At 65.7% G+C, this 12,702-nt stretch carries 10 protein-coding genes; all 10 read left to right on the forward strand.

Annotated features, from left to right (window positions below):
* Window positions 1-9 precede the first annotated feature (9 nt).
* Window positions 10-1,407 carry a UDP-N-acetylmuramoyl-L-alanine--D-glutamate ligase gene (gene murD / locus XH89_RS08515; RefSeq protein WP_194466641.1) on the forward strand — a complete coding sequence of 466 codons (1,398 nt, stop codon included), beginning with the start codon at window positions 10-12 and terminating at the stop codon, window positions 1,405-1,407.
* A gap of 86 nt (window positions 1,408-1,493) precedes the next feature.
* Window positions 1,494-1,805 carry a hypothetical protein gene (locus XH89_RS08520; RefSeq protein ID WP_194466642.1) on the forward strand — a complete coding sequence of 104 codons (312 nt, stop codon included), beginning with the start codon at window positions 1,494-1,496 and terminating at the stop codon, window positions 1,803-1,805.
* Window positions 1,806-2,010: 205 nt separating this feature from the next.
* The gene (gene ftsW, locus XH89_RS08525; RefSeq protein WP_194466643.1) at window positions 2,011-3,162 is read left to right on the forward strand and encodes a putative lipid II flippase FtsW; all 1,152 of its coding nucleotides are present in this window, start codon (window positions 2,011-2,013) and stop codon (window positions 3,160-3,162) included.
* Between the two features lie 172 nt (window positions 3,163-3,334).
* Window positions 3,335-4,435, forward strand: coding sequence for an undecaprenyldiphospho-muramoylpentapeptide beta-N-acetylglucosaminyltransferase (gene murG / locus XH89_RS08530; protein ID WP_194466644.1), 1,101 nt, complete (start codon window positions 3,335-3,337; stop codon window positions 4,433-4,435).
* Window positions 4,436-4,556: 121 nt separating this feature from the next.
* A complete protein-coding gene (murC, locus tag XH89_RS08535; RefSeq protein ID WP_194466645.1) occupies window positions 4,557-5,960 on the forward strand; it encodes a UDP-N-acetylmuramate--L-alanine ligase in 1,404 nt (467 codons plus the stop codon).
* A 4-nt stretch (window positions 5,961-5,964) separates the two neighbouring features.
* Entirely contained in the window at window positions 5,965-6,882 is a 918-nt protein-coding gene (gene murB, locus XH89_RS08540; RefSeq protein ID WP_194466646.1) for a UDP-N-acetylmuramate dehydrogenase, read from the forward strand.
* A gap of 132 nt (window positions 6,883-7,014) precedes the next feature.
* On the forward strand, window positions 7,015-8,001 hold the full coding sequence (locus XH89_RS08545) for a D-alanine--D-alanine ligase (RefSeq protein ID WP_194468408.1): 987 nt from the start codon (window positions 7,015-7,017) through the stop codon (window positions 7,999-8,001).
* A 348-nt stretch (window positions 8,002-8,349) separates the two neighbouring features.
* Window positions 8,350-9,375 carry a cell division protein FtsQ/DivIB gene (locus XH89_RS08550; RefSeq protein WP_194466647.1) on the forward strand — a complete coding sequence of 342 codons (1,026 nt, stop codon included), beginning with the start codon at window positions 8,350-8,352 and terminating at the stop codon, window positions 9,373-9,375.
* Window positions 9,372-10,694, forward strand: a complete 1,323-nt coding sequence (gene ftsA / locus XH89_RS08555) for a cell division protein FtsA (protein WP_194466648.1) — start codon at window positions 9,372-9,374, stop codon at window positions 10,692-10,694. Before XH89_RS08550 ends, ftsA begins: the two co-directional genes overlap by 4 nt.
* Before the next feature lie 87 nt (window positions 10,695-10,781).
* The gene (gene ftsZ, locus XH89_RS08560; protein WP_194466649.1) at window positions 10,782-12,566 is read left to right on the forward strand and encodes a cell division protein FtsZ; all 1,785 of its coding nucleotides are present in this window, start codon (window positions 10,782-10,784) and stop codon (window positions 12,564-12,566) included.
* Window positions 12,567-12,702: the final 136 nt, after the last annotated feature.

Here is a 12,702-nt window from a genome sequence, read left to right on the forward strand (position 1 = left end):
GGTCGCACGATGATCCCCGCTACATCCTTTGCCGGCAAGACGGTCGCGGTGTTCGGCCTCGGCGGCTCGGGGCTGGCCTCCTGTCACGCGCTCAAGGCCGGCGGCGCCGATGTGGTCGCGGCCGACGACAATACCGACAACGTCGCCAAGGCGGCACAGGCCGGTTTCGTCACAGTGGATCTGCGCAGCGTCTCCTGGTCGAATTTCGCCGCGCTCGTCCTCGCGCCCGGTGTTCCGCTCACGCATCCCGTGCCGCACTGGAGCGTGCTGAAAGCGCGCGAGGCCGGCGTCGAGGTGATCGGCGACATCGAGCTGTTCTGCCGCGAGCGGCGCCGCCACGCGCCGGACGCGCCGTTCGTCGCCATCACCGGCACCAACGGCAAGTCGACCACGACGGCCTTGATTGCTCACTTAACGAAAGTCGCCGGCTACGATACCCAGATGGGCGGCAATATCGGCACTGCGATCCTGTCGCTGGAGCCGCCGCGCATGGGGCGCGTCCACGTCATCGAAATGTCGTCCTATCAGATCGACCTCACGCCTTCGCTCGATCCCTCCGTCGGCATCCTGCTCAATGTCAGCGAGGATCACATCGATCGTCACGGCACGATCGCGCATTACGCTGAAGTGAAGGAACGCCTCGTTGCCAACGTGCAGGCAGGCGGCACCTCGATCGTCGGCGTCGATGACGGCTATTGCCGCGACATCGCCGACCGGCTCGACCGCGCCGGCAAGAATGTGGTGCGCATTTCCGTCAAGAACCCGCTCGCGACCGGTGTTCATGTCGAGCACGGCAGCATCGTGCGGACCGCGGGCGGCGCCCGCAGCGAGATCGCGACGCTCGGCGGCATCGGTTCGCTGCGCGGCCTGCACAATGCGCAGAACGCGGCCTGCGCGGCGGCAGCTGCGCTTGCAATGGGCATCAGCCTCGACGTGTTGCAGAACGGTTTGCGCAGCTTTCCGGGCCTGGCGCACCGCATGGAGCAGGTCGGCCGCCGCGGCAACGTGCTGTTCGTCAACGATTCCAAGGGCACCAACGCCGACGCCACGGCGCACGCGCTGTCGTCCTTTGCCGACATCTTCTGGATCGCCGGCGGCAAGCCGAAGGCCGGCGGCATCACCAGTTTGACCGGCTTCTTCCCGCGCATCCGCAAGGCCTATCTGATCGGCGAAGCCGCGCCGGAGTTTTCCGGCACTCTCGGCACGGTCGCGCACGAGATCAGCCAGACGCTCGATGTTGCCGTCGCGCACGCCGCGCGCGATGCGGAAGCCTCCGGTCTCGTCGATGCTGTCGTGCTGCTGTCACCGGCCTGCGCGTCGTTCGATCAGTATCGCAACTTCGAGATCCGCGGCACCAGGTTCCGCGAGCTGGTGCAGGCACTGCCGGGTGTGAAGCCGGTGGTGTGAGAATGTCGCGGCGACGCTGGATCGGAATCGTCGCTTCTCTTGCCGTTCCGGTCGGTTTCCTCTGTGTTGTCCTCATTGACAACGTCATGAGCGGCTTCGGTGCATGCCGCGTCGTTCGCCAGCGGGCCTTTGCCTCCCCGAGCGGCGGTCAGCTGGTTGTCGTGGTCTGGAAGTCGTGCGGAGCGACGGCGCCCGACAGCACGCAAGCCAGCATAATAGCTCGCGGCCGCACGTTCTCGCCCGAGAGCACGCCGACCTTTGTCAGCGTCCGCGGGCATCTCGAGGTGGTCGTCGCCTGGAGCAGCGAGCGGGCGGTGAGGGTGGGTTTCATTCCCGAGCCAGGAGAGGTCTACAAGCGCGATCAGCGCGCGGGGGATGTCGCGATTGTCTACGAGTAGGTCTCTCGTGTCCCGGACGCGGTGCGGCACGAAGTGACGCTCCGCAGAGCCGGGACCCGCAATGGGCCCCGGCTCTGCAGCGCACCGCAAGAGCGCTGCGCTGCGTCCGGGGCACGAGACTCTTCAAAACGTGAACGATCTATTAACCCCCCGGTAACCAACCTCGGCGACCAATGGACGGACCTCTGTCCGAAAGCGGCCGCCCATGCTCTCCCGTGAAGAACGCACCCCCTTTTCCGAGTGGTGGTGGACCGTCGACAAGCCGTTGATGGGTGCCATCCTGGCGCTGATGCTAACCGGAGTCATCCTGTCGCTGGCGGCGAGCCCGCCGGTCGCGACCCGCATCGGGCTCGATCCCTTTCATTTCTTCAATCGTCACGTGATGTTCCTGGCGCCGTCCTTCATGGTGCTGATCGGGGTGTCCTTCCTGTCGCCGCGCTCGATCCGGCGCTCGGCGCTGATCATCTTCACCATCAGCATCATCCTGATCGTGGTGACGCTCGCCGTCGGCCCCGAGGTGAAGGGCTCGCGGCGCTGGATCACGCTCGTCGGCGTCAACATCCAGGCCTCCGAGATCGCAAAGCCATCCTTCGTCGTCATCGCGGCCTGGCTGTTTGCGGAATCCACCAAGCGGCCCGAGATGCCGGCGACTTCGATGGCTCTGGTGCTGCTGCTGATGCTGGTCTCGCTGCTGGTGATGGAGCCTGACTTCGGCCAGACCATGCTGATCCTGATGGTATGGGGCTCGCTGTTCTTCATTGCGGGCATGCGGATGATCTGGGTGTTTGGCCTGGCAGGCCTCGGCGCCGCCGGCCTGTTCAGCGCCTATCTCTTCGTTCCGCACGTTGCCGGCCGCATCAAGCGCTTCATGAACCCGGCCTCGGGCGACACCTTCCAGGTCGATACCGCAATGGAGGCCTTCTACAACGGAGGCTGGTTCGGCCTCGGGCCGGGCGAGGGCATCGCCAAGCGCAGCCTGCCTGATAGTCACACCGACTTCGTGTTTGCGGTTGCCGCCGAAGAGTTCGGCATCATCCTGTGCCTTGCCATGCTGGCGCTGTTCGCCTTCGTCGTGATCCGCACGCTGTCGCGCGCCTATGCCAATGAGGACATGTTCTCGCGCTTTGCGGCCTCCGGCCTTGCCATCCTGTTCGGCGTGCAGGCGGCGATCAACATGTCGGTCAACCTCCAGCTCATCCCCGCCAAGGGCATGACGCTGCCATTCATCTCCTATGGCGGTTCATCGATCGTGTCGCTGGCCTATGGCGTCGGCATGATGCTGGCCCTGACGCGGCTGCGCCCACGCACGGAGGTCGAGGCGAGCGGCCACGCCGAGGCGATGCGAAGTTACGCTTAACCGCTCTCGTGTCCCGGACAAGCGAAGCGCAGAGCCGGGATCCAGATCGCCGCAACCATGGGCCCCGGTTCAGCAGCGCACCACGCCGTGCGGCGCGCTGCGCTGCGCCCGGGGCACGAGCCTCTGGTAGCTGGCTCGCAATGATCACCCTTTCCCTGTAAATACGGCCTCCATGGACAATTCCCCCTTGATTCTTCTCGCCGCGGGCGGCACCGGCGGCCATCTGTTTCCGGCCGAGGCGCTCGGTGTCGAACTGATCCGGCGCGGCTTTCGCGTCCGCCTCGTTACCGACGAGCGCGCGCTGCGCTATAGCGGGCTGTTCAGCAAGGACATGATCGACGTCGTCGCGAGCGAGACCGCGCGCGGACGCAATCCGCTTCAGATCGCTTATGCCGGCCTCACGCTCGCCACCGGCACACTCTCGGCGTACCGTCTGATCAAGCGATTGAAGCCTGCCGCCGTCGTCGGCTTCGGCGGCTATCCGACATTGCCGCCGCTGGTCGCCGCGAAATTCGCAGGCGTGCCCGGGATTATCCACGAGGCCAATGCCGTGCTCGGCCGCGCCAACCGCTTCCTGTCGGGCCGTGTCCGCGCTATCGCAACGTCGCTGCCGGGCGTGCTCGACCGCGATCCCGCGCTGTCGGCAAAGACCACGACAGTCGGCACGCCGATGCGGCCGGCGGTTCTTGCGGCAGCGGCGGTGCCATATTCCGCACCCGAAGTGAACGGACCGTTGCGCCTGCTCGTGGTCGGCGGCAGCCAGGGCGCGCGCATCATGGCCGATATCGTGCCTGACGCGATCGAACGGCTCGAGCCCGCGCTGTGGGGACGGCTGATCCTGACCCAGCAGGTGCGCGACGAGGACATGAGCCGCGTGCGCGCGGTCTACGACAAGCTCAAGATCAATGTTGAGCTCGCGCCGTTCTTCACGGATCTGCCGGCGCGGCTGGCGTCCAATCATCTCGTGGTATCGCGCTCCGGCGCCGGCACGGTGGCCGAGCTCGCCGCGATCGGCCGGCCCTCGATCCTGGTGCCGCTGCCGGGCTCGATCGACCAGGACCAGTTCGCCAATGCCGGCGTGCTGGCCAAGGTCGACGGCGCCATCCGCATCCCGCAAACCGAGTTCACGCCCGACCGTCTCGCCGCCGAGATCTCTGCCTTTGCCGCCGAGCCGGCGCGCCTCGCCGCCATGGCTTCGGCGGCGAAGGCGGCAGGCCGGCTCGATGCCGCCGAGCGGCTGGCCGATCTGGTGGTGAAGGTCGCGGGAATCTGACGCGAAAAAGCCCTTGTCTTCGTCTTCCAAAGCGGGGCATCCAGTAGGGACGGCGCGACTGATTTGGCCGTGATGTCAGCCGGACGCCGCCGTTTTCGGCGGCAAGGTCAGGGAACAGAGCATGAGACTGCCGCGCGAGATCGGACCCATCCACTTCGTCGGGATCGGCGGGATCGGCATGAGCGGTATCGCCGAGGTGCTGGTCAATCTCGGCTATGCCGTGCAGGGCTCGGACGCCTCCGACAATTACAATCTCGACCGTCTGCGCAAGAAGGGCGCGAAGGTCTCGGTCGGCCACAAGGCGGAGAATGTCGACGGCGCCGACGTCGTTGTCGTGTCCTCCGCGATCAAGCGCGACAATCCGGAATTGATGGCGGCGCGCGAGCGTCGCATTCCCGTGGTGCGGCGCGCCGAGATGCTGGCCGAACTGATGCGGCTGAAGAGCTGTGTCGCGATTGCCGGCACTCACGGCAAGACCACCACGACCACCATGGTCGCGACGCTTCTCGATGCCGGCGGGCTTGATCCGACCGTGATCAACGGCGGCATCATCAATGCCTATGGCTCCAACGCACGTCTCGGCGCCGGCGACTGGATGGTGGTCGAGGCCGACGAGAGCGACGGCACGTTCCTCAAGCTGCCGACCGATGTCGCGATCGTCACCAATGTCGATCCCGAGCATCTCGATCACTTCAAGACGTTCGAGGCCGTGCAGGACGCATTCCGGCATTTCGTCGAGAACCTGCCGTTCTACGGCTTTGCCGTGATGTGCATCGATCATCCCGTGGTGCAGAGCCTCGTCGGCAAGATCGAGGATCGCCGCATCATCACCTACGGCGAGAACCCGCAGGCTGACGCGCGATTGCTCGACCTGACGCCCATGGGTGGCGGATCAAAATTCAAGGTCGCGTTCCGCGATCGCAAGACCGGCGCCGTGCACGAGATTGCTGATTTGATGCTGCCGATGCCGGGCCGCCACAACGCCTCCAACGCGACGGCCGCGATCGCGGTGGCGCGCGAGCTCGGCGTCTCGGACGAGGCGATCCGCAAGGCGATCGCGGGCTTCGGCGGCGTCAAGCGCCGCTTCACCAAGACAGGCGAATGGAACGGCGTCACCGTGATCGACGATTACGGCCATCACCCCGTCGAGATCGCGGCAGTGCTGAAGGCGGCGCGGGAATCCACCAACGGCAAGATCATCGCCGTGGTGCAGCCGCATCGCTACACCCGCCTGCAATCGCTGTTCGAGGAATTTTGCACCTGCTTCAACGACGCGGATGCGGTGGTCGTCGCCGATGTCTATGCGGCCGGCGAGACGCCGATCGACGGTGTCGATCGCGACCATTTCGTCGCAGGCCTGCGCGCCCATGGTCATCGCGAGGTGATCCCGCTGCCGGCGGCGACGGAGCTTCCGGGCATCGTCAAGGGACTGGCGAAGTCGGGCGATCTCGTCGTGTGCCTCGGCGCCGGCAACATCACGCAATGGGCCTATGCACTGCCGGACCAGTTGAAGGCGCTGGGGTAGCGCGGTGAGCTTTCCCGACATCACCCCCTCGCTGAAAGCCGCAATGCCTGACCTCCGCGGCCGGCTGCTCGCGAACCAGTCGCTGGCCGAGCTCACCTGGTTTCGCGTCGGCGGGCCGGCGCAGGTGCTGTTCACACCGGCGGACGAGGACGATCTCGCTTATTTCCTCGCGCACCTCGCAAGTGACATTCCGGTCTATGTGGTCGGCGTCGGCTCCAACCTGATCGTGCGCGATGGCGGCATTGCGGGCGTGGTGATCCGCCTCGCGCCGCGTGCGTTTGGTGAAGCTACCGCGAGCGGCGATGTCGTCACCGCCGGGGCGGCTGCGCTCGACAAGCGCGTGGCGGAGGTCGCCGTTGGCGCCAATATCGGCGGGCTCGAATTCTTCTTCGGCATTCCCGGCACCATCGGCGGCGCGCTGCGCATGAATGCGGGTGCCAATGGCGGCGAGACCAAGGACGTGCTGATCGAGGCGCGCGGGGTCGGGCGCGACGGCACCAAGCACCTCTTCTCCAACGCCGACATGAAGTTCGTTTACCGCAATAGCGGCGTCGATCCATCCATCATCTTCACGTCCGCGCGCTTTCGCGGCGAGATCAGGGATGCGGAGGCGATCCGTGCAAGGATGGCGGAGGTGCAGAGCCACCGCGAGACCGCGCAGCCGATCCGCGAAAAGACCGGCGGCTCGACCTTCAAGAATCCGCCCGGCCATTCTGCCTGGAAGCTCGTCGATGCGGCCGGCTGCCGCGGCCTCCGCGTCGGTGGTGCGCAGGTCTCGGAGATGCACTGCAATTTCCTGATCAACACCGGCGATGCCACCGCGCACGACATCGAGACGCTGGGCGAGACCGTGCGCGAACGCGTGAAGGCGAATTCCGGGATTGAACTGCACTGGGAAATCAAGCGGATTGGGGTTTCATGATCACCGTCATTCCGGGATGCGCCGTTAGGCGCAGGCCCGGAATCCATAATACCAGGCTGTGGTTATGGATTCCGGGCTCGCGACTTCGTCGCGCCCCGGAATGACGAACTGGAGATATTTCAGGCTATGAACATGCGCATCACCATCCTCTTCGGCGGCTCCAATCGCGAACGCCTGGTCTCTGTCGCGTCGGCTCAAGCGCTGCACCAGGCGCTGCCCGAGGCTGAGCTCTGGTTCTGGGACGTCGAGGACAAGGTGCATGTCGTGCAGTCGAAGCAGTTGCTCGAACATGCCCGTCCCTTCGAGGACGAATTCAAGCCAGGCACGTCAGGCATTCCGCTGGCGCAGGCGCTGGACAAGGCCAAGGCGGAAGATCGCGTCCTCGTGCTCAGCCTGCATGGGGGCAGCGCGGAGAACGGCGAATTGCAGGTGATGTGCGAAGCGCGCGGCGTGCCGTTCACCGGCTCCGGCTCGGCTTCCTCGCATCTCGCCTTCGACAAGATCGCAGCCAAGCGCTTTGCCACGCTCGGCGGCGTGACGCCGCCCGCGGGCATCGCGCTCGAAAATATCGATGAGGCCTTCGCCGAATACGGCCGGCTGATCGCAAAGCCGGCGCGCGACGGTTCGAGCTATGGCCTGATCTTCGTCAACGCGAAGCAGGATCTCGTTGCCGTCCGCAATGCGGCCGAGCACGAAGAATATGTGATCGAACCCTACATCGCGGGCATCGAGGCGACCTGCGGCGTGCTGGAGCGGCTGGATGGATCGATCATCTCGCTGCCGCCGATCGAGATCGTTCCGGGCGAGGGCAGTTTCGACTACGCCGCAAAATATCTGCTGTCGACGACCCAGGAGATCTGCCCCGGCCGGTTTTCGCCCGAGGTCACCGCCGCGCTGAAAGAGCAGGCGATGCTGGCGCACCGGGCAATGTCCTGCGCCGGCTATTCCCGCTCCGACTTCATCGTCTCGGACAAGGGGCTGGTCTATCTCGAAACCAACACGCTCCCCGGGCTGACCAAGTCCTCGCTCTACCCCAAGGCGCTGAAAGCCGAAGGCATCGCATTCGTCGATTTCCTCCGCGACCTGATCGAGCTCGCCGTGCGGCGGGTGCGGAAATAGTTAGGATTGGTTAACGGCTGGACCGGCCAAAACGCCCGGTTTGGTAGCAAGAACCGGTAAAATGCCGGATATCGTGGCGCAACTGCCTCACTTGCCTTGGCAAAAAGCATCCCGCGTTAACGAATTTTACCTTTTGTTTACCAGGACGTCCGAAGGTTAACGCTGGCGGCGCATATGGCGTTTTGGCTGTCGGCGCGTGAGCCGTTTCGGGTTGTTCCCGACCGGCGAACGCTTTGAAGGGGAGCGGTTTCTTCACCCGAAGACCATCACCCGGCCCGGCACGACCGAGACGTCATGTTCGCCAGGACCCGCGCAGTGTCGTGGGCAAACTGTTGATGAGCTCGTGCAATGGATGGTGCAGGAAGCCTCACCCGGTCGTTTGTGAGATCGCTGAGGCCCCAAGCTGACCTGAAGGCGGCCGCTATCGGAGCGGTCGTGCTTCTGCGCGAGTGGGTGCAGGACAAGCGCCAGGAAAGACTTCAAGAGAAGCGCGCCGCTGCCAAGCAGAAAATGAAGGCCAAGGCCGTCGTCGAGCGTGAGCCGCCGCCGCGCGTGGTGGCGCTGGTCGAGCGCTATCTGCCGCGCCGGGTCGGGATCACCATGACCGTGCTGCTCCTGGTCGGCAGCTGCGGCCTCGGCATCGTCAAGGGCGGCCATCTGCAGGATTTCATCACCGCGGTCAGCGACGCGCGCAACGCCATGGCCAATTCGGCCGGCTTCCGCATCACCTCGGTTGTGATCAACGGCCGCAAGCAGCTCACCCAGGACGAGATTCTGGCAACCGGCGGCGTCAGTGGCCGCTCGTCGCTGCTGTTCCTCGATGCCGACGACGTCCGTGACAAGCTCAAGGCCAATCCCTGGATCGCGGACGCGACCGTGCTGAAGCTCTATCCGGGCCAGCTCATGATCGAGATCACCGAGCGCAAGGCGTTCGCGCTGTGGCAGGAGGCCGGCCGGCTCTCGGTCATCGCCGACGACGGCGCCGTGCTCGAACCCTATGTCTCGCGCCGGTTCCTGTCGCTGCCGCTCGTGGTCGGCAAGGGCGCCGACACGCAGGCCCGCGACTTCCTGGCGCTGCTGGCGCGCTATCCGCAGGTCAATTCGGTGACCAAGGCCGCGATCTATGTCGGTGAGCGGCGCTGGAACCTGAGGCTGAAGGATGGCCTCGACATCCGCCTGCCCGAGCAGGACGTCGGCAATGCACTCGCCGCGCTCTCCAAATTCGACAAGGACGACAGGCTGTTCTCGAAGGACATCGTCGCGGTCGATATGCGCCTGCCTGACCGCCTGGTGGTGCAGCTGTCCGACGACGCCGCCAAGGCGCGCGACGACCTGTTCAAAGACAAGAAGAAAAAGAAGGCCGATCCCGTATGACCGGTCTTGACCGCACCCAGACGCCGAAGACGCGCCCGATGCCGCACAAGCGCGGCGGCCTCGTTGCCTGCCTCGACATCGGCACCAGCAAGATCGCCTGCATGATCGCGCGGCTGAAGCCGTCGGCGCCGAGCGAAGCCTTGCGCGGCCGCACCCATGCGGTGGAATTGATCGGTTACAGCCAGATCCAGTCGCGCGGCATGAAGGCCGGCGCGGTGATCGATCTCGCCGAATGCGAGCAGGCGGTGCGCCAGGCCGTCGGGCTCGCCGAGAAAATGGCCAAGGTGCGGGTCGAGTCGGTGCTGCTGTCGGTCTCCGGCGGACGGCTCGCGGGCCAGTTGGTTGAAGCCGCTGCCGACATTCGCGGCGGCGCGGTGACGCCGGCCGATGTCAGCCGCGTCACTTCCACCGGCATGCGCCACGCCACCGGCGAGGGCCGCACCGTGCTGCATGCGCTGCCGGTTGGCTACACGCTCGACGGCGTCAAGGGCATTCGTGATCCCCGCGGCATGGTCGCGCATCAGTTCGGTGTCGACATGAACGTCGTCACCTGTGATGCCACGGTGGCGCGGAACCTGATGCTGGCGGTCGAGCGCTGCCACATCAATGTCGAAGCCATGGCAGCGAGCCCCTATGTGGCCGGGCTGTCGGTGCTGACCGACGACGAGGCCGATCTCGGCGCTGCCGTGGTCGAGATGGGCGCGGGCACCACCACGATCGCGGTCTATTCCGGCGGCCGCTTCGTGCACGCGGCCGGATTTGCGGTCGGCGGGCAACACATCACGATGGATCTTGCGCGCGGACTCTCGGCGACCATTGCCGATGCCGAGCGAATCAAGACCTTATACGGCACCGTCATCACCGGCGGATCGGACTCGCGTGAGCTGATGTCTGTACCGACGGCCGGTGACGACCAGGATCTGCCGCAGATCGTTTCGCGCGCCACCATCGCCACCATCGTCAAGCATCGTGCCGAGGAAGTCTTCGAAATGGTTCGGGACAAGCTGAAGGATTCGCCCTTCGCGGCAGAGCCCAAAGGCCGCGTCGTGCTCTCCGGCGGCGCTTCGCAGCTCACCGGCCTCGTCGAACTCGGAACACAGATTCTCGGCCGGCCCGTGCGGGTCGGTCGTCCGCTCGGATTTGGCCGGCTGCCCAACGAGGCGAAGAACGCCGCGTTCGCGGTGCCGGCCGGACTTCTCGTCTACCCGCAATATGTTCACCTCGAACATGTCGAACCGCGGCATACGCGGCAGCAGGTCAAGACAGGGACCGGCGGTTATTTCGGAAAGGTCGGACGATGGCTACGCGAGGGCTTTTGATGACCGCTTTCCACAAATGTCTGATTTCACCAACTCCCGCGGCCGCAGGCCGGGGCGAACCCACGCGCGCGTGATCGAGAGGCAAACATGACCATCAGCATCAACGTTCCTGATATTCACGAGTTGAAGCCCCGGATCACCGTGTTCGGCGTCGGCGGCGCTGGTGGCAACGCCGTCAACAACATGATCACGGCGGGCCTGCAGGGCGTCGACTTCGTGGTCGCCAACACCGACGCGCAGGCGCTGACGATGTCGAAGGCGCAGCGCATCGTGCAGATGGGCACCGCGGTGACGCAAGGGCTGGGCGCCGGTTCGCAGCCGAATGTCGGCGCGGCCGCCGCTGAAGAGGTCATCGACGAATTGCGCGACCATCTCTCGGGCGCAAACATGGTGTTCGTCACCGCCGGCATGGGCGGCGGTACCGGCACCGGCGCTGCTCCCGTCATCGCCAAGACCGCGCGCGACATGGGCATCCTCACCGTCGGCGTCGTGACCAAGCCCTTCCACTTCGAGGGCGGCCGCCGCATGCGCACCGCGGAAGCCGGCATCAACGAGCTGCACAAAGTCGTCGACACCCTGCTGATCATCCCGAACCAGAACCTGTTCCGGGTCGCCAACGAGAAGACCACCTTCGCCGACGCCTTCGCGATGGCCGACCAGGTGCTCTACTCGGGCGTCGCCTGCATCACCGACCTGATGGTCAAGGAAGGCCTGATCAACCTCGACTTCGCTGACGTGAGAGCGGTGATGAGGGAAATGGGCAAGGCGATGATGGGCACGGGCGAAGCCTCCGGCGACAAGCGTGCGCTGACCGCCGCTGAAGCCGCGATCGCCAACCCGCTGATCGATGACAGCTCGATGAAGGGTGCCAAGGGCCTCCTGATCTCGATCACCGGCGGCAAGGACCTGACCCTGTTCGAGGTCGACGAAGCCGCGACCCGCATCCGCGAGGAAGTCGATCAGGACGCCAACATCATCGTCGGCGCGACCTTCGACGAAGCGCTCGACGGCCTGATCCGCGTCTCGGTCGTCGCCACCGGCATCGAGCAGGCGGCAATCGCCCGTAACAGCCAGGCCACTTCCGCTCCGGTCGCGAATGCCGCGCCGCAGCAGCTGCAGCAGGCCCCCGCGGCTCCCGCAGCGGCTGCCGAGAGCCGTCTCGCCGATCTGACCGCGCGCCTCCGCGCCGACAACCAGCGCCTGGCCGAACGCGCCCAGAAGCTGGAAGCGCAGACCCCGGCCGCCGCGCCCGTCGCGCCGCGTCCCAATGTCGAGCGTGCCGCCCTTGCGGCCATCGCGGCTGCCGTTGCCGAAGTTCCGCAGGCGCCCGCGCCGCAGACCTATGGCGACGTCACCGTTCGCCCGATCGCGCAGAAGCCGACGCTGTTTCCGGAGCCCGAGCAGGCATCGATGACCATGCAGGAGCCGATGACGCCCGAGACCTTCATCCCGCCGCAGGCCGAGCGTGCACCGCCGCGCGCGCCGCGCATGCCGCGCCTCGATGAGCTGCCGATGCCGGCCCAGGCCGAGATTCGTCAGGCCCGTGGCGAGGTCGAGGACGAGACCCCGCAGAAGACCCGCCTGTCGCTGCTCCAGCGCCTCGCCAATGTCGGCCTTGGCCGTCGGGACGAGGAGACCGAGGCACCGATCGCCGCGCGGACCGCTGGTCCCGCAATGCCGCCGCTGCCGGACCGCAAGCCGCAGAAGACGGTGCAGCAGCAGATCGCAGCAAGCGAGCCGGTATCGGAGTATGCTCGTCGTCCTGCGCCGCAGGGTCTCGACGCCCATGGCCGCCCCGCACCTGTTGCGCCGGCGCCACAGGGAGACGACCATCTTGATATCCCGGCCTTCCTGCGGCGGCAGGCGACCTGAGAATTGTTACAATAAGGCAGACGCAAAAAGGCCCCGGCGGGAAGCTTGCCGGGGCCTTTCCTTATTCTCCGTGCATATCCGGATTGCACGTTCAAGCAACTGATTTTAAATCATTAATTACCTGTTCGGTGGTTCA

The sequence above is a fragment of the Bradyrhizobium sp. CCBAU 53340 genome (assembly GCF_015291645.1).
Lineage (GTDB): Bacteria > Pseudomonadota > Alphaproteobacteria > Rhizobiales > Xanthobacteraceae > Bradyrhizobium.